This is a genomic window from Pseudomonas sp. XP2 (genome assembly GCF_053557975.1).
The window spans coordinates 47,110-66,978 of record NZ_JBNRIK010000024.1 but is presented as its reverse complement, the minus strand read 5'-3'; the positions used below and the strand labels follow the sequence as shown (position 1 = coordinate 66,978).

19 protein-coding genes are annotated in these 19,869 nt (G+C 64.3%); 13 read left to right on the top strand and 6 right to left on the bottom strand.

The window, feature by feature from the left end:
• Positions 1-30 precede the first annotated feature (30 nt).
• On the bottom strand, positions 31-894 hold the full coding sequence (locus ACK1VC_RS22250; protein WP_060516953.1) for a pirin family protein: 864 nt from the start codon (positions 892-894) through the stop codon (positions 31-33).
• Positions 895-1,011: 117 nt separating this feature from the next.
• Here ACK1VC_RS22250 and ACK1VC_RS22245 point away from each other — a divergent pair, with 117 nt between their 5' ends.
• Entirely contained in the window at positions 1,012-2,016 is a 1,005-nt protein-coding gene (locus ACK1VC_RS22245) for an amidohydrolase family protein (protein ID WP_016488269.1), read from the top strand.
• A gap of 73 nt (positions 2,017-2,089) precedes the next feature.
• Here the strand turns inward: ACK1VC_RS22245 and fabB are convergent, their stop codons facing one another.
• The 5 genes from fabB to ACK1VC_RS22220 all read right to left on the bottom strand — a co-directional run bounded on the left by fabB (position 2,090) and on the right by ACK1VC_RS22220 (position 9,010).
• On the bottom strand, positions 2,090-3,310 hold the full coding sequence (fabB, locus tag ACK1VC_RS22240) for a beta-ketoacyl-ACP synthase I (RefSeq protein WP_016488268.1): 1,221 nt from the start codon (positions 3,308-3,310) through the stop codon (positions 2,090-2,092).
• An 11-nt stretch (positions 3,311-3,321) separates the two neighbouring features.
• On the bottom strand, positions 3,322-3,837 hold the full coding sequence (gene fabA, locus ACK1VC_RS22235) for a 3-hydroxyacyl-[acyl-carrier-protein] dehydratase FabA (protein ID WP_016488267.1): 516 nt from the start codon (positions 3,835-3,837) through the stop codon (positions 3,322-3,324).
• Positions 3,838-4,044: 207 nt separating this feature from the next.
• Positions 4,045-5,976 carry an ATP-binding protein gene (locus ACK1VC_RS22230; RefSeq protein WP_102690178.1) on the bottom strand — a complete coding sequence of 644 codons (1,932 nt, stop codon included), beginning with the start codon at positions 5,974-5,976 and terminating at the stop codon, positions 4,045-4,047.
• Positions 5,973-6,863, bottom strand: a complete 891-nt coding sequence (locus tag ACK1VC_RS22225; RefSeq protein ID WP_016488265.1) for an ABC transporter substrate-binding protein — start codon at positions 6,861-6,863, stop codon at positions 5,973-5,975. The genes ACK1VC_RS22230 and ACK1VC_RS22225 overlap by 4 nt, the downstream gene beginning before the upstream one ends.
• On the bottom strand, positions 6,863-9,010 hold the full coding sequence (locus ACK1VC_RS22220; protein WP_023048241.1) for a TonB-dependent receptor plug domain-containing protein: 2,148 nt from the start codon (positions 9,008-9,010) through the stop codon (positions 6,863-6,865). Before ACK1VC_RS22220 ends, ACK1VC_RS22225 begins: the two co-directional genes overlap by 1 nt.
• Positions 9,011-9,251: 241 nt before the next feature.
• Here ACK1VC_RS22220 and ACK1VC_RS22215 point away from each other — a divergent pair, with 241 nt between their 5' ends.
• From ACK1VC_RS22215 to kdpC, 12 genes are all read left to right on the top strand, one after another.
• Positions 9,252-10,277: an NAD(P)H-dependent glycerol-3-phosphate dehydrogenase gene (locus tag ACK1VC_RS22215; RefSeq protein WP_096426560.1), complete on the top strand. Its 1,026-nt coding sequence runs from the start codon at positions 9,252-9,254 to the stop codon at positions 10,275-10,277.
• A gap of 36 nt (positions 10,278-10,313) precedes the next feature.
• Positions 10,314-10,661 carry a DUF4389 domain-containing protein gene (locus tag ACK1VC_RS22210; RefSeq protein WP_016498711.1) on the top strand — a complete coding sequence of 116 codons (348 nt, stop codon included), beginning with the start codon at positions 10,314-10,316 and terminating at the stop codon, positions 10,659-10,661.
• Positions 10,658-11,116 (top strand): phosphohistidine phosphatase SixA, encoded by a 459-nt coding sequence (gene sixA / locus ACK1VC_RS22205; RefSeq protein ID WP_016488262.1) that lies wholly within the window; start codon positions 10,658-10,660, stop codon positions 11,114-11,116. Before ACK1VC_RS22210 ends, sixA begins: the two co-directional genes overlap by 4 nt.
• A 101-nt stretch (positions 11,117-11,217) precedes the next feature.
• Positions 11,218-11,604, top strand: coding sequence for a hypothetical protein (locus ACK1VC_RS22200; RefSeq protein WP_023048239.1), 387 nt, complete (start codon positions 11,218-11,220; stop codon positions 11,602-11,604).
• A 93-nt stretch (positions 11,605-11,697) separates the two neighbouring features.
• Positions 11,698-12,486, top strand: coding sequence for an alpha/beta fold hydrolase (locus ACK1VC_RS22195; protein WP_016488260.1), 789 nt, complete (start codon positions 11,698-11,700; stop codon positions 12,484-12,486).
• Positions 12,483-13,337, top strand: a complete 855-nt coding sequence (locus ACK1VC_RS22190; RefSeq protein WP_191086811.1) for an alpha/beta hydrolase — start codon at positions 12,483-12,485, stop codon at positions 13,335-13,337. Before ACK1VC_RS22195 ends, ACK1VC_RS22190 begins: the two co-directional genes overlap by 4 nt.
• A gap of 109 nt (positions 13,338-13,446) precedes the next feature.
• On the top strand, positions 13,447-14,241 hold the full coding sequence (locus ACK1VC_RS22185) for a DUF4892 domain-containing protein (protein ID WP_016488258.1): 795 nt from the start codon (positions 13,447-13,449) through the stop codon (positions 14,239-14,241).
• Between the two features lie 12 nt (positions 14,242-14,253).
• Positions 14,254-15,306, top strand: a complete 1,053-nt coding sequence (locus ACK1VC_RS22180) for an AI-2E family transporter (RefSeq protein WP_016488257.1) — start codon at positions 14,254-14,256, stop codon at positions 15,304-15,306.
• 175 nt (positions 15,307-15,481) lie between these two features.
• Complete coding sequence (gene kdpF / locus ACK1VC_RS22175; protein WP_003251485.1) at positions 15,482-15,571, top strand: K(+)-transporting ATPase subunit F; 90 nt, start codon at positions 15,482-15,484, stop codon at positions 15,569-15,571.
• A gap of 9 nt (positions 15,572-15,580) precedes the next feature.
• Positions 15,581-17,275, top strand: coding sequence for a potassium-transporting ATPase subunit KdpA (gene kdpA, locus ACK1VC_RS22170; RefSeq protein WP_016488256.1), 1,695 nt, complete (start codon positions 15,581-15,583; stop codon positions 17,273-17,275).
• Positions 17,276-17,284: 9 nt separating this feature from the next.
• A complete protein-coding gene (gene kdpB, locus ACK1VC_RS22165) occupies positions 17,285-19,339 on the top strand; it encodes a potassium-transporting ATPase subunit KdpB (protein ID WP_016488255.1) in 2,055 nt (684 codons plus the stop codon).
• Between the two features lie 10 nt (positions 19,340-19,349).
• On the top strand, positions 19,350-19,869 hold a 520-nt coding region (kdpC, locus tag ACK1VC_RS22160; protein WP_449118046.1), incomplete at its 3' end, for a potassium-transporting ATPase subunit KdpC.

Below are 19,869 nucleotides of genomic sequence, written 5' to 3'. Positions count from 1 at the left end.
CCGGCGATGGGCTGCAGAGCAGCCCCAGATTTACCGGGGCAACTCGATCCTTGAGGTTTCCCCCGGCACCACCGGCCAATCCCCCGCAGCCCACCGCGCCCTGGCTTGTTCGATCAGTTCCGGGTCACTGGCCACGAAATTCCAGTTCATCCGCCGCGGCCCATCCAGTGGTGCCCCGCCAATCAGCACCAGCTGGCACTCCCCCTCTGCATACAGCGTCATGTCCTCGCCCTCTGGCAGCACCACCAGGCTGCAAGGCTCCACGTCCTCATCGTTCAGCAACAGCTCGCCATCCAGCAGGTAAAGCGCCCGCTGGACGTGCTCACTCGGTATCAGCAGCGTCGTCGCTGGTTGCATCTGGACATGCGCATAAAGAGTGGGGGAGAGCACCGGCACCGGTGACGCCAGGCAGAACCCGGTGCCGGCAATCATGCAAATGCGCACCCCCAGGTTGTCACTCACCGGCAGGCTCGCCGCCGGGTAGTGGCTGTAGCTCGCCGGGCCTTGCTCGTGCTCCTGTGGCGAGGCTAGCCACACTTGCAAGCCGTGCAGGCACGAGCCATGGGCCAGGGCATCTGCGGGTGTGCGCTCGACATGGGCCACGCCGCTGCCAGCCGTCATCCAGCTGACATCGCCGGGGAGTACCCGCTGCTCCGAGCCGAGGCTGTCCTTGTGCAGGATCGCTCCCTCGAACAGGTAGGTCAGGGTCGACAGGCCGATGTGCGGGTGCTGGCGGATGTCCATGCCATGCCCTGGGGCATAGTCGGTTTCGAGCATGTGGTCGAAAAACACGAATGGGCCGACGCTACGGCACTGGGCTGCCGGCAGCGGGCGCAGGATCGGCTGGCCCTCGACCGATTCGGCACGTGGGCGGATGATCAGGGGGCTGCTCATGCGGTGGGCTCCAGGCGCGGTGGAAATGCCTCAAGCATAGCGGTTTGCCCGCTGTGGCTGAACCGTCTGGATCGCCGGCGGGTCTACTGTTTTCATCACCGGAGAAGGAAGCTGCCCATGATTGCCCGAGCGCTGGCCTGCGTGTTGTTGTCTGGCAGTTTGTGCCACGCGGCACTGGCGCGCGACTACCGCTACAGCGATGCTCACCTGCACTACGTCGACTTCTTCCAGGAAAGCGAAGGCATGCCGGCGTTGCTTAAGGCGATGGATGCTGCGGGCGTCGAGCAGTCGATGATTTCCGGCATCCCGGTGGCCAAGAAATGGCATGAAGACGAGCCCAAGCGCCCGCGCTATTACGCGGGTGACGACGCCGATGCCTACTGGTACAGCGCCACCGACACTTACGTGGCCGCAGCCCTGCAGCAGTTGCCGGTCGAGCAGCGCAAGCGCTTTCATCCGTTCCTGACCGGTTTCAACCCGGTGGACAAGAATGCTGTCAGCCATATTGAGCGCATGCTCGATCTTTACCCAGGGCTGTGGCAGGGCATTGGCGAGGTCTTCACCCGCCACGATGACCTCACGGCGCTGACCAGTGGGGACACGCCACGGGCCAACAACGAAGCCATGACGCGTATCTACCACCTGGCGGCGGAGCGTGACCTGCCGGTGCTCCTGCATTCCAACATCACCTCCAAGCGCGAGCGCAATCCACTGTACCTGGCGGAAATCGAAGAGCCGCTGCGCAATCACCCGCATACGCGCTTTATCTGGGCGCACGCCGGCAGCAGCATGGAGATCCACCGGCACCAGACACAGATGGACTTTTTACTGCCGGTGCTGACGCGGTTGCTGGAGGATTACCCGAACCTCTATGTCGACCTGTCGTGGAGTGTGTTGCAGCCTTACCTGCTGGACGACAAGGGTGTGCCGCGCAAGGAATGGCTGGCGTTGGTCGAGCGGTTCCCGGAGCGGTTCATGCTGGGGTCGGATGTGGTGGGGCGGTTTGGCAGCCTGGGGGAGCAGATGCACGGGTTCAGGCCGTTTCTGGATGCTTTGCCTGAGCATGTAGCGAACAAAGTAGCCCGCGATAACTTTCTGGCTGTGCTGCCCAGGCAAAAATAGGGGTTGCCCGTACGGGCTACACATGAAAACGCCCCGAACCAGTCGGGGCGTTTTCGATTACCGCATCAGCGTCTTACTTGCCTTCCCAGCGCTTGAGCACCAGGGTGGCGTTGGTGCCGCCGAAGCCGAAGCTGTTGCTCATGACCGTGTCGATCTTGGCGTTTTCTTCGGTTTTGCGCAGGATCGGCAGGTCAGCGACCTCCGGGTCCAGCTCGTCGATGTTGGCAGAGCCGGCGATGAAGTTGTTTTCCATCATCAGCAGGCAGTAGATCGCCTCGTGCACGCCAGCAGCGCCCAGCGAGTGACCCGACAGGCTCTTGGTCGAGCTGATCTTCGGTGCCTTGTCGCCGAATACTGCGCGAACGCCCTTGATCTCGGCAACGTCACCGACCGGGGTCGAGGTGCCGTGGGTGTTCAGGTAGTCGATCGGGGTGTCGACGGTGGACAATGCCTGCTGCATGCAGCGGATGGCACCTTCGCCACTCGGGGCAACCATGTCGTAGCCGTCGGAAGTAGCGCCGTAGCCAACGATTTCGGCGTAGATCTTGGCGCCACGGGCCAGGGCGTGTTCCAGCTCCTCGACCACCACCATGCCGCCACCGCCAGCGATGACGAAGCCATCACGGTCAGCGTCGTAGGCGCGAGAGGCCAGTTCCGGGGTTTCGTTGCGCTTGGTCGACAGGGCGCCCATGGCATCGAACAGGAACGACTGGCTCCAGTGCTCTTCTTCACCGCCACCGGCGAAGACGATGTCCTGCTTGCCCCACTGGATCTGCTCCAGGGCGGTACCGATGCAGTGTGCCGAGGTGGCGCAAGCCGACGAGATCGAGTAGTTGATGCCCTTGATCTTGAACGGGGTGGCCAGGCATGCCGAAACGGTGCTGCCCATGGTGCGGGTAACGCGGTATGGGCCGACGCGCTTGACGCCTTTCTCGCGCAGGGTATCCAGCGCTTCCATCTGGTTCAGGGTCGAGGCGCCGCCGGAGCCAGCCACCAGGCCAGTACGCGGGCTGGAAACCTGCTCTTCGGTCAGGCCGGCGTCCTTGATCGCGTCCTGCATTGCCAGGTAGGCGTAGGCAGCGGCATGGCCGACGAAGCGGTAGACCTTGCGGTCGATCAGTTCTTCGAGGTTGAGGTCGATCGACCCGGAAACCTGGCTACGCAGCCCCATTTCCTTGTAATCCGGGTTGAAACGGATACCCGGACGGCTGTTGCGCAGGTTTTCGGTGACGGTAGCTTTGTCATTGCCCAGGCACGATACGATGCCCAGACCAGTGATAACGACGCGGCGCATGCGAATAACCCTTAGAAATTGTCAGTGGAAGTGAACACGCCGACCCGCAGGCCTTCGGCAGTGTAGATCTCACGGCCGTCGACGCTGACCGAGCCATCGGCGATGGCCATGTTCAGCTTGCCCTTCAGGACACGCTTGATCTGAATGTTGTAGGTGACTTTCTTGGCTTCGGGCAGTACCTGACCGAAGAACTTCACCTCGCCCGAGCCCAGGGCGCGGCCGCGGCCCGGCAGGCCTTGCCAACCGAGGAAGAAGCCAACCAGCTGCCACATGGCGTCGAGGCCCAGGCAGCCCGGCATGACCGGATCGCCTTCGAAGTGGCAGGCGAAGAACCACAGGTCCGGGGTGATATCCAGCTCGGCGACCAATTCACCTTTGCCGTACTTGCCGCCTTCTTCGCTGATATGGGTGATGCGATCGACCATCAGCATGTTCGGCGCGGGCAGTTGCGCATTACCTGGGCCGAACAGCTCACCGCGACTGCAGCGCAGCAGGTCTTCCCGAGTAAAGGCGTGTTGTTTGGTCATGCGAGCTCCTCAATAACCCCCTGTGGCAGGGGATGAATCTTCCCGGCCGGCCCGAAAACCAACGGCTTCGAGACGGCAGCCTACAGGTAGACTATTGCGTTGTGGTGAAAGTCACAGCGCACCTGCCGAAAGAAGTACAGGTGTGCACTGAAACGTCTATTTTCAGGTCCGATGAAGGTCCTGTCCAGTGTTTAAGACTGCCGCACTTTAGCATTTATCGCCAGTCGCGGTTGTCTGACCGGGCAACCAGCGTTGCAGCACCCGCTGCAGTTCGGTGCGACGCAAGGGTTTGCTCAGGTAGTCGTCCATGCCGGCGGCCATGCAACGCTCGCGGTCGCCCTGCAAGGCATTGGCGGTCAAGGCGATGATCGGTAGGCCGGCGCCGTTGGGCAGCTGGCGTATGCGCCGGGTAGCTTCGTAGCCATCCAGGTGCGGCAGGCGGCAGTCCATCAGCACAGCGGCAAAGCGCTGCCGGCCAACCAGGTCGACCGCCTCCAGGCCGTCTTCGGCCGTGCATACCGCCAGGCCCAGACTGCGCAGCATGGCTTCGATGACACTTTGGTTGACCGGATTGTCCTCTACCAGCAGTACCTGATCGTTGTCAGACACCGTGGTTGGCGCAGCTGCTGGCGTCGTCAGCGCGACGGGGGCAGGGCTGGCGAGGGCCAGCGGCATCTCCAGGGTAAAGGTGGAACCCAGGCCTTCACGGCTTTCACCGCGCAGCTTGCCGCCCATGCGCTCGGCAAGGGTGCGGGCGATGGACAGCCCTAGCCCGGTACCGCCATACCGGCGGGAAATCGAGCTGTCAGCCTGCTGGAACGCAACGAACATCATCTCCAGGCGGGCGCTGTCAATGCCGATACCGGTGTCGCGCACGCTGCAGGTCAGCCAGATCAGCTGCCGGTCGAGTACCTGCCAGCGCGCCTCCACCTGCACTTGCCCGCGTTCGGTGAATTTCAGGGCGTTGCCGATCAGGTTCAGCAGGATCTGGCGGATGCGCGTGGGGTCGCCGTTCACCTGCAGTCGCCCGATACCGGGCGGCAGTTGCAGGTGCAGGCCCAGGCCGCGCTGCTGGGCGCTGTGCTGGAACGACTGGACGCTGCTGGTGATCAGCTCGGCGAGGTTGAAGTCGATGTGTTCCAGTTGCAGCGCGGCGCGCTCGATGCGCGAGAAGTCGAGGATGTCATTGATGACTTTCAGCAAATGCCCGGTGGATTCGCTGGCCACTGCGGTGTAGTCGGCCTGTTCGTTGCTCAGTGGCGTGGTTTCCAGCAATTGCAGCATGCCCAGCACGCCATTCATCGGGGTGCGCAGCTCATGGCTCATCATCGCCAGGAAGTCCGATTTGGCACGGTTGGCCTGTTCGGCCTCCTCACGGGCCTGGATCAGCTCGGCAATGGCCTGCTTCTGTTCGTCACTGGCCTGCTCCAGGGCGCTGGCCAGGTTGTTGATGTGGCGCGCCAGGTGGCCCAGTTCGCTGTCGTCGACCACTGGCAAGGGGGTGTTGTACTCGCCTTGCTGGATTGCCTTGACCGCATGCCCCATGTCGCTGATCGGCTTGGCCAGGCTCAAGGCCAGGCGACGCGCCAATATAAAGGTGAACAGCAGGGCGAACAGCGCCAGGATGCCGGCCTTGATCACGATTTCCTGTTGGCGTTGGCTGAAGGCGTCATCAGACATGCCGACGATCACCCGGCCCAGATAATCATCGCCAATGGCGGGTGAGGCGGCCTTGCCCTGCTGCAGGAAGTCGCTGTCCAGGCGGATTTGCTGCAGGCGTATGGGCGCCTGGAACACCTCGACACGTTGCGCGCGGTTAGCGCTCTCGTCGGACTGCTCGACGTACACAAGGATGTGGTTGCGGCTGTCCTGCACCTCGAGAAAGCGCACGTGCGGGATACTGAGGGTGGCACGCATCAGGCCTTCGAGCACTTCGTTGTTGCCTGAGATCACCCCGTACTCCGAGGCTGGGGCCAGCTGGTTGGCGATCAGTTGCCCGGTGTGGTTAAGCTCCTGGCGCAGGTCCTGGATCCGCACGAAGGTGAAGAAGCTGATCAGCAGCAAGGTCAGCAGCAGGGCAGGGCCCAGGCTGATGATTTGCGTGCGGGTGTGGATGTCCCAGCTCAGGCCTTTGCTCATGGGGTGGGCTCTCCTTCTGCCAGGGCCTTGGCGGCGGCGTTCGGATCGATCGGTTGCAGGCCCAGGGCGCGCGCCACCTGCTGGTTGCCGCTGACGCCGAAGCGTGCCGGGTACAGGCTGCGCGGCCAGCGCCCTGGCGGCTGGTCGAGCAACTGGTCAAGTACTGCCAGCCAGTCCTCCTGGTCGCTGTAGGTGCTGGCCAAGGCGCCGGCGCGAACAAAGCCGGCGTTCGGGCCGATCAGCGCCATCTGACGGCCATAACTGCTCAACAGCAGGTTCTTTGCAGTCTTGGAGTTGTACAGGTCCGGGTCATCCAGGCCCAGCAATACATCACTGTTACCCAGCAGGTGCTGCAGGGGGCGGCTGTCACGCAGGTCGGGCCAGGCCTGGGCAATGATCTCCAGGCCTAACGGTCGAGCCGCATGGCGCAGCTCTTCAAGCAGGAACCCACTGTGCTCGCCGTACAGCACTCCAATGCGCTGTGCCTGCGGCAGCAGGTAGCGCGCAAGGCGCAGTTGCCGGCCCAACGGCGGGTCACTCCACAGCAGGGTGAGGAACGCTGGGCGCGACTTTCCCAGGCGCTGCTCAGCCTGTACCCGGCTTATGCGCATGGCCAGCGCTGGCGGGCCGGCGTTTTCACCCAGCCGCCATTCCAGGGCGGCATTGTCCATCAGAATCAGGCGCTGGCCAGTTTTGAGCTTGCCAGGGCTTGGCAGGTCGGCTGTGGTCTGGAAATGCACATGATCGCCCGGCCGACGGCTTTCGAGTGCGGCGACGAAACTGCGGATGCCAGGCTGGTCTTGCGCGCCTACCAGCAGAATTTCGCTGGCGGACAACGGCCCCAAGGGCCACAGGCACAGCAGCAACAGGCGCAGCACCAAGGCCATCAGAACGCCAGCTCCGCGCTGAAGCTGAGGCGGTGGCGGCTGTCGTAGCGGTTCTGCACGGTCGTGGTCGGTTCGTCGTCCAGGCGCTGCTGCCAGAGCGCCGCCAGTTCCAGGTTGCTGCCCTGCACCCGAAAGCGTTTGGCCACGCGCAGGTCCAGGCGCTCGTAGCGGTACTGGTTGAGCGCATCGTCACCGTAGTAGAACAGCGCACTCGACCAGCCATCGCCCCATTCGCGCATCCAGCCGACCGAGCCGCTGTTGCGGGCGGTGAGGCGGCGGTCGTCGGGGTTGCTGGCCCAGGCATCGACATAGGCATAGGTCAGGCGCAGGCGGTCACGCAGGGTGGGGCGCCAGTCCAGTTGCGTCTCGCTGCCGCTGAACCGGGCCTTGTTGGCGTTGCTGGCGATGTACTGGTTGTTCTTCAGGGGCTCGCTGATCATGCCGGTGATCTCGTCATAGAACAGCTTCACATCCATGCTCAGGTCGATGTCGCTGAAGTAGCCGTTGTAGCCCAGTTCGCGCGAGCGCATGCGCTCCTGGTCGAGGTCGCCCGGGCCGCGGGTCTTGACGAAATACTCGCCGTGCTGCTGGCCGAACACGTCGCGGCTGAGGTTTTTGACCGTGTAGCTCCAGTTGATGTTGTTCTCGAACATGTCGGGCGAGCGCACCGCCTCGGAATACACTGCGCGCAGGCCGTGGCGCGGGGTGATCAGGTAGTTGACCGCTACGCGCGGCGTCAGCGAACTGCCCGACAGACGCGAATCTTCGAGCATGGCCCCGCCCTGCAAGATCCAGTGCTCGTCGGCGCGCCATTCCAGCTGGCCGAACAGGCGCCAGGTCTGGTCATCGATGCTGCCGTTGAAGTAAGTCTGCGAGTCGGCACGATCATAGCGGTAGTTCACCCCACTGAGCAGGCGCAGGCTGTCGGTGAGGCTGAGGGTGTCCTGGATTTCCAGGTCATAGCGGGTTTCGCGCGTGCTCTGGTCGACATCGCCGCACACCGCACTGCTGCCGCCCTGGTTGTTCCACTGATCCTTGATGGCATCGACCAGCGCTTGTTCAGCAGGGTTGTTGCTGGGCGGCGGGTTGTTGGCACCGCGTGCCACCAGCTCGGCGTAGTTGGGGTTCATCTGCCACAGCCGGGTCAGTTCGGGGCTGAACGACAACGCGGCATCACAGGCCCGCCAGACCTGTTGGCGGTCAAAGTGTTGGGCAGAACCCTGCACATACAGGCTGTGATCGGGGTTGAAATCGATGTTCCAGCGTACCGACCCTGCGTAGTCCTTGGCATTGACGTCGGCATTGTCGCCGCGCTGGGTGACGTAGGGGAAGACAGGTTGGTAGGTGTAAGGCCGCTGGTTGCTGCCTTCTTTTGCCGCCAGTTGCCATTCCAGGGTCTGGTTCAGCGACAGATTGTGGCTGGCACTGAGGTTGAAACGGGTCAGCCGGCGGCTGTCCCGGTAATCCTGGCCGAACGGGTCGTGGTCGAAACCGTCGTCCTGCTGGCCCGACAGTGACAGGCGCATGTCGCCGCCCTCCCAGCCGAAGCCGTGGCTGGCATAGAAGTCATTGATGCCGTCCTCACCTCGGGTCACCTTCAGCCGTGTGCCGTGGCTGTCGGCAGGGTTGCGGGTGAGAATGTTGACCACCGCCATCAGCGCGTTGGCGCCGTAGCTGACCGTGTTGGGGCCGCGGAACACCTCGATGCGCTCGATGTCTTCCATGGCCAGGGGGATGTCGCTCCAGTCCACCGTGGCCAGGCCTGCACGGTACACCGAGCGGCCATCGATCAGCACCTGCATGCGCCGTGCTTCGCTGGCGTTGCTGCCGTGGTAGTTGACCGTCGGCTGGTTGCCGGCACCGTAGCCGATCATCATGCCCGGTACCAGGCGCAGCAGTTCGGGGATGTCACGTGCGCCGCTGGCGCGGATCAGTTCGCTGTCGAGCACGGTCATGCTGCCCGGGACTGCCGCCGGGGATTGTTTCAGGCGCGTGGCGGTCAGAACCTGCGGCAGGTCACTGTTGTCGATGAACAGGTCGTCGCCCATGGCCGGGCCACCGAGCAAGGCAGTCAGTATCAGCAGGCGCGGGAACGGGGGCGTGCCAGGGAACACGGGGGGGCCTTGTATCAGGAACGGAACAGGCATGGTAACTGACCTTGGCGTATTTTCCAGTGATCTGCGGCGGTTTTGCAGCGTGTCTGTCCTGACGCTTTTATGGGGGCGAAAATCGAGCGCCGCCCGGGCGGCGCATCGTGAGCCAGCTCGCGCCTACAGGGGTTGCAACGTGGCCATGACAGTGTCATCTGCGTTGCTGGCCTTGGCGCAAGGCAGGCGAGCCGTATAATGACGGGGTCGCCACTTAACTTTTGGCTTTAACGGATTGGATATGACTGAACAGCAACCTGTTGCAGTTCTGGGAGGCGGCAGCTTCGGCACCGCCGTGGCGAACCTGCTGGCGCAAAACGGTGTGCCGGTGCGCCAATGGATGCGCGACCCGGCGCAGGCCGAGGCCATGCGCGTCAACCGCGAAAACCCGCGCTACCTCAAGGGCATCCGCCTGCATGATGGCGTGGAGCCGGTCAACGACCTGCTGGGCACCTTGCAGGCCAGCGCGTTGATTTTTGTCGCCCTGCCATCCAGCGCCTTGCGCAGTGTGCTGGCGCCCCACGCCGAGCTGTTGCGGGGCAAGGGCCTGGTCAGCCTGACCAAGGGGATCGAGGCGCAAAGCTTCAAACTGATGAGCCAGATCCTTGAAGAGATCGCCCCCGATGCCCGCATCGGCGTGCTGTCGGGCCCCAACCTGGCCCGCGAGATCGCCGAACATGCGCTGACTGCCACGGTGGTCGCCAGTGAGGACGAACAGCTCTGCCAGCAAGTGCAGGCCGTACTGCATGGGCGCACCTTCCGTGTCTACGCCAGCGCCGACCGCTTCGGCGTCGAGCTGGGCGGGGCGCTGAAAAACGTCTATGCCATTATCGCGGGCATGGCCGTGGCCTTGGGCATGGGCGAGAACACCAAGAGCATGCTGATTACCCGGGCCTTGGCCGAGATGACCCGCTTTGCCGTCAGCCAGGGTGCCAACCCCATGACCTTCCTTGGCCTGGCCGGTGTGGGTGACCTGATCGTCACCTGCTCCTCGCCCAAGAGCCGCAACTACCAGGTGGGCCATGCGCTGGGTCAGGGCCTGAGCCTGGAGCAGGCGGTCAACCGCCTGGGCGAAGTGGCCGAAGGCGTCAACACCCTCAAGGTGCTCAAGGCCAAGGCGCAGGAGGTGCAGGTGTACATGCCGCTGGTGGCCGGCCTGCATGCCATCCTGTTCGAAGGCCGCACGTTGAACCAGGTGATCGAGCACCTGATGCGCGCCGAGCCCAAGACCGATGTCGATTTCATTTCCATCAGCGGTTTCAACTGAGCCCTTGGCGGCTCTGACACGAGCAAGGAGCAACACATGAACGATACGCCCGAACGCGCCCAGCGTGAGTCGATCATCCTGCGGGTCCTGTGGATGCTGGTGTTCCTGGTAGTCTGGCAACTGGCCGAATTGCTGCTCGGCGGCCTGGTGCTGGTGCAACTGATCTACCGCCTGGTGTATGGCGCGCCCAGCGCCAGCCTGATGAACTTCGGCGACAGCCTGAGCCAATACCTGGCGCAGATCGGCCGCTATGGCAGCTTCCACACTGAGCAGAAGCCCTGGCCGTTTGCCGACTGGCCAGCACCGCGTGCTCCGGAAGGCGAGGCGCCGCATGCCGTGGCCCCGGCCCCGCACCCGGTGCGGGACGAGGAACCCAAGCTGTGAAGCTGTGGGTGCTGCGCCACGGTGAGGCAGAGCCGCGGGCCAATACCGATGCCGAGCGCCGCCTGACCGCCCATGGCCGCGAGCAGGTGCTGCACAGCGCTGCTCGCCTGTTGGGGCAGCCGTTGCAGGCGATCATCGCCAGCCCCTACGTGCGCGCCCAGCAAACGGCCGCGCTGGTGCATGACACGCTGGGTTTCAGGGAGCCGGTGCGCACCGTGCCCTGGCTGACGCCAGAGCATGATGTGCAGCAGGTGATCGGCGAAATCGAACGGCTGGGCCTGGAGCATGTACTGCTGGTCAGCCACCAGCCGCTGGTAGGCACCTTGGTTGGCGCGCTGGAGCATGGTCATCAGCAGCAACCGGCGGCCATGAGCACTGCCAGCCTGGCGGAGCTGGAAGGGGATTGGCCACTGGCCGGGCTGATGACCCTCCGGGCGATCAACCCACCGGTGTGATGCCCCCGCAGATCGACAAGGCAACTGGCATTTTTGTCAGTTGTCGCACTTGATGGCCTCTTGCTAGCGTTGCCTCAAAGCAATCAGGCAGGGAGCAACGGATGAGCGGTGACATGCGGGAGCTGTTGAGTTCCCTTGACCTGCAACCCACCGTAGACAAAGTGGGGCAAGGTATTGCGCTGGACTTTGCCCAGTACAGCCTGCTGCGCGATTCGGCCGACGCCAAGCTCTACCAACTGCTGCACAAGGTCAACGGCAACGGCAAGCTGGAACCTGCTACCAGGCAGCAAAGCGAGCAAGACCTGCGCACGCTTCAGGACGCCTGCCTGCGAGTCTCCCACCTGCTGCAAACCAGTTGTCTGGCGTTGCGCCGCCTGCAGCTGGACTTTCAGGACCAGCGCCTGGCCCGTGAGGCGTTGGAAAGCCAGTTGGCCTACATGCAGGCCTGCTTGCGCCGGTCTCTGGCCAGCTTTGACCGCTCGGCGTGACCTGATAGCCCTCGTCGATGACCTTTCCGGATGTTGCTCAATGGCGTCCCGATGCCGACAATGAGCCATCATCTTCCGTCTGGACCAGGCGCCATGTCGCAGCAGATCTTCTTCGCTCATGCCAACGGTTTCCCTTCGGCCACGTATGGCAAGCTGTTCGCTGCCCTGGCGCCGGACTACCAGGTGCAGCACCTGGCCCAGCATGGGCACGATCCGCGCTTTCCGGTAGACGACAACTGGCAGAGCCTGGTCGATGAACTGCTGCATCACCTGGCACAGCAGGACCAGCCCATCTGGGGGGTCGGGCACTCGCTGGGCGGGGTGTTGCACCTGCACGCTGCATTGCGTCGTCCTGAGTACTACCGCGGGGTGGTAATGCTCGACTCGCCGGTGCTTACCCGTGCTGACCAGTGGCTGCTGCGCACCGCCAAGCGTTTTGGCTTCATTGACCGCATCACGCCCGCCGGGCGCACGCTGGGGCGACGCGAAGTCTTTAGTGACCGCGACAGTGCCCGGGACTACTTTGCCGGCAAATCACTGTTTCGCCATTTTGACCCAGACTGCCTTGAAGCCTATGTCGAACATGGCTTGCAGGCGATGGAGCAGGGACTGCAATTGCGCTTCGATCCCGCCACCGAAATCAGTATCTACCGCAGCATCCCGCACACCAGCCCCGCGCCTGCCCGGCAGTTGCAGGTGCCGCTGGCCATGGTGCGCGGCCAGCGCAGCAACGTCATTCGCCGTCACCACACCCTGGCGGTGCGCGGCATGCCCAAAGGCGAATATCACAGTGTGCCCGGCGGGCACATGTTCCCGTTGGAGCGCCCGACCGACACCGCCAGCCTGATCAAGGGCCTGTTCGACCGCTGGAGCCAGGTATGAGCGCGCAGGTGGAGGAAGTCCGTCTGAGCCTGGGCCATATCGAACTGGCGGCTCACCTGTTCGGCCCCGAAGACGGGCTGCCGGTGATTGCCCTGCATGGCTGGCTGGATAACGCCAATAGCTTCGCCCGCCTGGCGCCGCAACTGAAGGGCGTGCGGATCGTCGCCCTGGACCTGGCCGGGCACGGTTACTCGGAGCATCGCCCGCCTGGCGCCGGCTATGCCTTGGCCGACTATGCCCACGACGTGCTGCGGGTTGCCGAGCAGCTGGGTTGGCAGCGTTTCGGCTTGCTAGGCCATTCGCTGGGCGCAATCATTTCCGTACAACTGGCCGGCGCCTTGCCCGACCGGGTCAGCCACCTGGCGCTGATCGACGGGGTCATCCCGCCAACCGGTGCCGAGCAGGACGCTGGCGAACGGTTAGGGATGGCCCTGCAAGCCCAGCTGCGGCTGGATGGCAAACGCAAGTCGGTGTACGCCACCCTGGAAGAAGGCGTGCATGCCCGGATGAAAGGCATGGTCGCGGTCAGCCGTGAGGCTGCCGAATTGCTGGCGCAACGTGGCCTGATGCCAGTGCCCGGGGGTTACAGCTGGCGCAGTGACAGCCGCCTCACCCTGCCATCGCCGGTGCGCCTGAGTGAAGCCCAGGCCATGGCCCATGTGCGCCGGGTGCGTTGCCCGGCGCTGTTGGTGGTGGCCGCTGAAGGTATGCTGGCGCGCCACGCCGCGTTGCTGGAGCAGCTACCCTTTGAGCAGGCGACGCTGCCCGGTGGCCATCACCTGCACCTGAATGACCAGCAGGGCGCGGCCCTTGTCGCAGACTGTATCAATCGCTTCTTTGGCTTTGCTTGACTTGCACCGGACAAGTGTCGAGGCTTGGCGGGTTGAACAGGGAGACAACCATGCAACTGCCAGACATCCTGGAGCTTCATTTCGGCGCCGCGCGCCGCCTGGTTCGCCAATGAGCGCGCCTGTTGCCATCCGTAATGCTGTCGTCGCCTGCCTGGCGCTTGCCAGCCCGGTATTGTGGGCCGGCAGCCTGCCGGTGCCGGTGGACGCAAAGGTTGTTGACCAGCGCCCGGCCGTGGAGCAGGAACGCGTCTACCCCATGGGCCCGCTGCGCAAGATCAGCGGTCGTCTGCGGGTCGATAACAAAGTCGAGAGCCGGGGGCAGGTCAGCTCGGTCACCTACGAACTGCCGGTCGAACGTACAGCCCGTGAAGCCTTCACCAGTGCCCGCGAAGCACTGCAGCGTGATGGGGGTTACCCATTGTTCTGGTGCCAGGGTCGCGATTGCGGCGAGGCCAGCCTGTGGGGCAACGATGTGTTCGCCAATGCCCGCCTCAACGGTGGTGACGAGCAGCAGGCGTTCATCCTGCTACGCCGCTCGGCAGCCGAGGCCGACACGCTGGTCGCGCTGTACAGCGTTACCCGCGGCAACCGCCGCGCCTACCTGCATGTGGAGGAGTTCGTCGCCGCCAGCCCGCTGGGCGAGCTTCTGCCAACCGCCGCCACGGTGCTGCGCGAAATGCGCGACACCGGCAAGCTCGACTACCCTGACCTTGCGGCGCCGCAAGACGCCTGGGTGAACCTGCTGGCCCGCAGCCTGAACCTCGACAGCACCTTGCGCGCCAGCCTAAGCGGCGCCCAGGCTGAAGCCTGGCGTGAGGCGCTGGTCAAGGCAGGCGTACGCAATGGCCGCCTTGAAGTCGGCAGCGCACCCACCGATGGCCTGCACCTTGAATTGATCCGTTGAACGAGCGCCACCATGGTTAACAATGACCGCCTGCTGATCCAGATTCTGCTGCTGGCCTTGCTGGGTGCCGGCCTTTGGGTGATGGCACCGTTCATTTCTGCATTGCTGTGGGGGGCTATCCTGGCTTTTGCCAGCTGGCCGTTGATGCGCTTGCTGACGCGTGTGCTGGGCGGCCGTGAAACCCTGGCGGCCAGCCTGCTGACCACGGCCTGGATACTGATCGTGGCACTGCCGCTGGTGTGGCTGGGGTTCAACCTGGCCGATCATATTCGCGATGCTACGGCGTTTGTGCGTGACGTGCAGGTCGACGGGCTGCCCGATGCGCCGGCCTGGCTGGGTGGCATTCCATTTGTGGGCGAGCGCCTGGTCAACGGGTGGCAATCCCTGGACCAGCAGGGCGCAGCCCTGCTGGCCTCGGCCAAGCCCTACTTCGGGCAAGTGGGCAACTGGTTGCTGGCGCGCAGTGCGCAGATTGGCAGCGGCGTGCTGGAACTGACCCTGAGCCTGGTGTTCGTGTTCTTCTTCTACCGCGACGGGCCGCGCCTGGCAGCATTCGTGCTGCGCTTGCTGCACCGCCTGGTGGGCGAGCGCGCCGAGTATTACCTGGAACTGGTAGCCGGTACCGTTCAGCGGGTGGTCAACGGGGTAATCGGCACGGCGGCTGCGCAGGCCGCGCTGGCGCTGATCGGCTTTCTGATCGCGGGGGTACCCGGCGCGATCGTGCTGGGCCTGGTGACCTTCATGCTCAGCCTGATCCCCATGGGCCCGCCACTGGCCTGGATCCCGGCCACTGCCTGGCTGGTGTGGAAGGGCGAATACGGCATGGCGGTGTTCCTGGGTATCTGGGGCACCTTCGTCATCAGCGGCGTGGACAACGTGCTCAAGCCCTACCTGATCAGCCGTGGCGGCAACCTGCCGCTGGTGATCGTGCTGCTGGGCGTATTCGGAGGCTTGCTTGCCTTTGGCTTCATTGGCCTGTTCATCGGCCCGACCTTGCTGGCGGTAGGTTACAGCCTGCTGCTGGACTGGAGCCGTAACGCGGCGCAACAGCCGCCACAACAGTAAGTCCGCGCCGGCCTCTTTGCGGGCGTGCCCGCGAAGAGGCCGTTACAGGCAGACCCAGCGCTGATCTTTACGCATTCTTTATCCCCACGCCCATCCCCCGATCTCGCCCCTTTACGCCCCTCCCTCGGACAATTTCCCCAAAGCGGCCCAAGCCGTACCACGGGGAGATCCACACATGAACATGCTCGACGGGCTGTCACTGCTGCTGGCAGTGGCCTTGGCGTTTTATCTGCTGGTGGCGCTGCTGCGCGCCGATCGCAGCTAGGGAGCGGCCATGCACAGTTACGATTTCGCCTTGCTCCTGGCGTTCTTTGCCATCGTGCTGCTACCCGCACCCTGGCTTGGGCGGTTCTACTTCAAGGTCATGGAAGGCCAGCGCACCTGGCTGTCGCCGCTACTCGGCCCGGTCGAGCAAGCCTGCTACCGGCTGGCGGGCGTGAACGCCATCCAGGAGCAGAACTGGCGGCAGTACACCCTGGCCCTGCTGGCCTTCAACCTGGTCGGGTTCCTGCTGCTGTTCGCCGTGCTGCTGTTGCAGGGGTACCTGCCGCTCAACCCGCAGCACCTGCCAGGCCAGGAATGGTCGCTGGCGTTCAACACCGCCGTCAGTTTCGTGACCAACACCAACTGGCAGGCCTACAGCGGTGAAGCGTCGGTCAGCTACCTCAGCCAGATGCTCGGCCTGACCGTGCAGAACTTTGTCAGTGCTGCCACCGGCCTGGCCGTGCTGGTGGCGCTGTGCCGTGGCATTGCCCGGCGCAGCGCGTCGACGCTGGGCAACTTCTGGGTCGACATGACCCGTGCCACCCTCTACGGCTTGCTGCCGCTGTGCGTGCTGCTGGCGCTGTTGCTGGTCTGGCAGGGCGTACCGCAGACCTTTGCCGACTATGCCCATGCGCTGACCTTGCAAGGTACTGACCAGACCATTCCACTGGGCCCGGCCGCCAGCCAGATCGCTATCAAGCAATTGGGTACCAATGGCGGCGGCTTCTTCGGCGTCAACTCGGCGCATCCGTTCGAAAACCCTACGGCCTGGAGCAACCTGTTCGAGGTGGCTTCGATCATTCTCATTCCGGTGGCCCTGGTGTTCACCTTCGGCCACTACGTGAAGGACTTGCGCCAGAGCCGCGCCATCCTGGCCTGCATGCTTGCCCTGTTCCTGATCGGTGGCAGCACGGCGTTGTGGTCCGAGCATCAACCCAACCCGGCGCTGCAGAGCCCACAGGTGCAGCAGACTGCACCCCTGGAGGGCAAGGAAAGCCGCTTCGGCACCACCGGTTCGGTGCTGTGGACGGTCACTACCACCGCGGCCTCCAACGGTTCGGTCAATGCCATGCACGACAGCCTGAACCCGCTGACCGGCATGGTGGCGATGGTCAACATGATGGTCGGCGAGGTGATATTCGGCGGCGTCGGCGCGGGTCTCTACGGGATGCTGCTGTTCGTCCTGATCGCGGTATTCCTGGCCGGGCTGATGATTGGCCGCACCCCGGAGTACCTGGGTAAAAAGCTGCAGGCCCGTGAGGTGCAGTTGCTGGTGGCGACCCTGCTGGTGATGCCGGTCGGCGTCCTGATACTCGGCGCCATTGCCGCCAGCCTGCCAGGCCCGGCGGGGGCGGTCAGCAACCCGGGGGCGCACGGTTTCAGCCAACTGCTGTACGCCTACACCTCGGGCACTGCCAACAATGGCTCGGCCTTCGCCGGTTTCGGTGCCAACACGGTGTACCACAACCTGATGATCGGCCTGGCCATGCTCATTGGCCGCTTCGGCTACATCCTGCCAATCCTGGCCCTGGCCGGCAGCCTGGCGGCCAAGAAGAGTGCGCCACAGGGGCAAAACAGCTTCCCCACCCACGGCCCGCTGTTCACCGGCCTGCTGCTGGTGACCATCTTGCTGGTCGGCGGCCTGACCTTCCTGCCGACCCTGGCCCTTGGGCCAATCGCCGAACACCTGAGCCTGGGTTTTTGAGGACCGATCATGAACATGCCCATTCCTGAAGTGAATACCCGGCACACTGCCAAGGACCAGACGCGCTTTGCCGCGCTGTGGCGCCCGGCGCTGGTGCAGGCGTTTGTCAAACTCGACCCGCGCCAGCTCAAGCGCTCGCCGGTGATGCTGGTGGTGGCCCTGACCGCAGTGCTCACCACCGTACTGTGCTTCGCCCCTGGCAATGGCGTGAGCACGGGTGTTGCCGTGCAGATCGCACTGTGGCTGTGGTTTACCGTGCTGTTCGCCAACTTCGCCGAGGCCCTGGCCGAAGGCCGTGGCAAGGCCCGCGCCGACAGCCTCAAGGCCGGTAGCCAAGGCCTGACTGCCCAGCGTCGCCAGCGGGATGGCAGTTACGAGACGGTTGCTGCCAGCGCGCTGCGCAAGGACGACGTTGTGCGCGTGGTCGCCGGCGAGATGATCCCCGGTGACGGCGAGGTGCTTGAAGGCATCGCGGCCGTCAACGAGGCCGCCATTACCGGCGAGTCCGCCCCCGTGATCCGCGAGTCCGGCGGCGACCGCTCGGCGGTGACCGGCAATACGCGGCTGGTCTCCGACTGGCTGCTGATCCGCATTACCAGCAACCCGGGCGAGTCGACCCTGGACCGCATGATTGCCCTGGTCGAAGGTGCCAAGCGGCAAAAGACCCCCAACGAGATCGCCCTCGACATCCTGCTGATCGGCCTGACGCTGATCTTCCTGATCGTGGTGGTGACTTTGCAGCCGTTCGCCCACTTTGCGGGTGGCAGCCTGCCGTTGATCTTCCTGGCCGCGCTGCTGGTGACGCTGATTCCCACCACCATCGGCGGCCTGCTGTCGGCCATCGGCATTGCCGGTATGGACCGGCTGGTGCGGCTGAACGTCATCGCCCGCTCGGGTCGCGCGGTCGAGGCCGCCGGTGACGTGCATACACTGATGCTCGACAAGACCGGCACCATCACCTTCGGCAACCGCCGCTGCAGCGCGCTGCATGCTGCGCCAGGTATCACCGCTCGCGAATTGGGTGAGGGCGCCTTGCTGGCCTCTCTGGCCGACGACACCGCCGAAGGCAAGTCGATTGTCGAATACCTGCGCCAGCTCCATGAGTTTGTCGAACCGGCGGCCGGGCAGTTCGACGCTGTGGCCTTCAGTGCCGAGACACGCCTGTCAGGCATCGACTACCAGCAGCACCGCTACCGCAAGGGTGCCGTCGATGCCGTGCTGGCATTTGTCGGCATGCAACGCCTGGAAATGCCCCCGGCGTTGGCCCGCGAAGTGGAGCGGATTGCCCAGAGCGGTGGTACGCCGCTGCTGGTGTGTATCGACAAGCGCCTGCTTGGCGTGATCCACCTCAAGGATGTGGTAAAGCCCGGCATCCGCGAGCGCTTCGCCGAGCTGCGCAAGCTGGGCATCCGCACGGTGATGGTGACCGGCGACAACCCGTTGACTGCCGCCGCCATCGCCGCAGAAGCGGGCGTGGATGACGTATTGGCAGAGGCCACCCCCGAGAAGAAGCTGGCGCGTATCCGCCAGGAGCAGAACGACGGCCGCCTGGTGGCCATGTGCGGCGACGGCGCCAACGACGCCCCGGCACTGGCCCAGGCCGATGTGGGTATGGCCATGAACGACGGCACCCAGGCCGCGCGCGAGGCGGCCAACATGGTCGACCTGGACAGCGACCCGACCAAACTGCTGGATGTGGTGCAGGTGGGCAAGGAATTGCTGGTGACCCGTGGTGCGCTGACCACGTTCTCCATTGCCAACGACGTGGCCAAGTACTTCGCCATCCTGCCAGCGCTGTTCGCCGCCATCTACCCACAGTTGGGCGTGCTCAACCTGATGCAGCTGGCCAGTCCGCAGAGCGCGATCCTGTCGGCCATCGTGTTCAATGCACTGATCATCATCGTGCTGATCCCGCTGGCGTTGCGTGGCGTACGCGTGCAGGCGGCCAGTGCGGCGCACCTGTTGCGGCGCAACCTGCTGATCTACGGGCTGGGCGGCATTGTGGTGCCGTTTGCCGGGATCAAGCTGATCGACCTGCTGCTCAATGCCCTGAACCTGGTCTGAGGAGGCCGCCATGAATGCTTATGTACGCCCGGCTTTAAGCCTGGCCCTGTTGATGACGCTGGTGACCGGCGCACTGTATCCGCTGGCAGTAACCGGCATCGCCCAGGTTGTTTTTCCGGAACAGGCCAATGGCAGCCTGGTGCGGGATGACCAGGGCCAGGTGCGCGGTTCGGCGTTGATCGCGCAGGATTTCAAGGGGGATGGCTGGTTCCATGCGCGGCCTTCGGCAGGCGCTTTTGCCACGGTGGCCAGCAGTGCCAGCAACCTTTCGCCTAGCAACCCGGCGCTGGCCGAGCGGGTCAAAGGGGAGGCGGCTAGCCTGTACCAGGCGCAGCAGGGGCCGGTGCCGCAGGCGTTGTTGACCACCTCGGGCAGCGGCCTCGACCCGCACCTGCCACCGGAGGCCGTGGCCTATCAGATCCCACGGGTGGCGGCGGCGCGTCAACTGCCGGTGGAACGCTTGCAAGCCTTGCAGGAAGAGGCCACCCTCCACCCAATGATCGGCCCACCGGTGGTCAATGTGCTGGCGT

Coding starts and splice junctions, on each gene's coding strand:
- ACK1VC_RS22200 (WP_023048239.1), top strand. CDS start 11,218: ATGAGCGGTGACATGCGGGAGCTGTTGAGTTCCCTTGACCTGCAACCC.
- ACK1VC_RS22225 (WP_016488265.1), bottom strand. CDS start 6,863: ATGGCCTTGGTGCTGCGCCTGTTGCTGCTGTGCCTGTGGCCCTTGGGG.
- ACK1VC_RS22215 (WP_096426560.1), top strand. CDS start 9,252: ATGACTGAACAGCAACCTGTTGCAGTTCTGGGAGGCGGCAGCTTCGGC.
- ACK1VC_RS22210 (WP_016498711.1), top strand. CDS start 10,314: ATGAACGATACGCCCGAACGCGCCCAGCGTGAGTCGATCATCCTGCGG.
- fabB (WP_016488268.1), bottom strand. CDS start 3,310: ATGCGCCGCGTCGTTATCACTGGTCTGGGCATCGTATCGTGCCTGGGC.
- ACK1VC_RS22230 (WP_102690178.1), bottom strand. CDS start 5,976: ATGAGCAAAGGCCTGAGCTGGGACATCCACACCCGCACGCAAATCATC.
- ACK1VC_RS22250 (WP_060516953.1), bottom strand. CDS start 894: ATGAGCAGCCCCCTGATCATCCGCCCACGTGCCGAATCGGTCGAGGGC.
- ACK1VC_RS22245 (WP_016488269.1), top strand. CDS start 1,012: ATGATTGCCCGAGCGCTGGCCTGCGTGTTGTTGTCTGGCAGTTTGTGC.
- kdpB (WP_016488255.1), top strand. CDS start 17,285: ATGAACATGCCCATTCCTGAAGTGAATACCCGGCACACTGCCAAGGAC.
- ACK1VC_RS22195 (WP_016488260.1), top strand. CDS start 11,698: ATGTCGCAGCAGATCTTCTTCGCTCATGCCAACGGTTTCCCTTCGGCC.
- kdpA (WP_016488256.1), top strand. CDS start 15,581: ATGCACAGTTACGATTTCGCCTTGCTCCTGGCGTTCTTTGCCATCGTG.
- ACK1VC_RS22185 (WP_016488258.1), top strand. CDS start 13,447: ATGAGCGCGCCTGTTGCCATCCGTAATGCTGTCGTCGCCTGCCTGGCG.
- ACK1VC_RS22190 (WP_191086811.1), top strand. CDS start 12,483: ATGAGCGCGCAGGTGGAGGAAGTCCGTCTGAGCCTGGGCCATATCGAA.
- kdpF (WP_003251485.1), top strand. CDS start 15,482: ATGAACATGCTCGACGGGCTGTCACTGCTGCTGGCAGTGGCCTTGGCG.
- ACK1VC_RS22180 (WP_016488257.1), top strand. CDS start 14,254: ATGGTTAACAATGACCGCCTGCTGATCCAGATTCTGCTGCTGGCCTTG.
- fabA (WP_016488267.1), bottom strand. CDS start 3,837: ATGACCAAACAACACGCCTTTACTCGGGAAGACCTGCTGCGCTGCAGT.
- ACK1VC_RS22220 (WP_023048241.1), bottom strand. CDS start 9,010: ATGCCTGTTCCGTTCCTGATACAAGGCCCCCCCGTGTTCCCTGGCACG.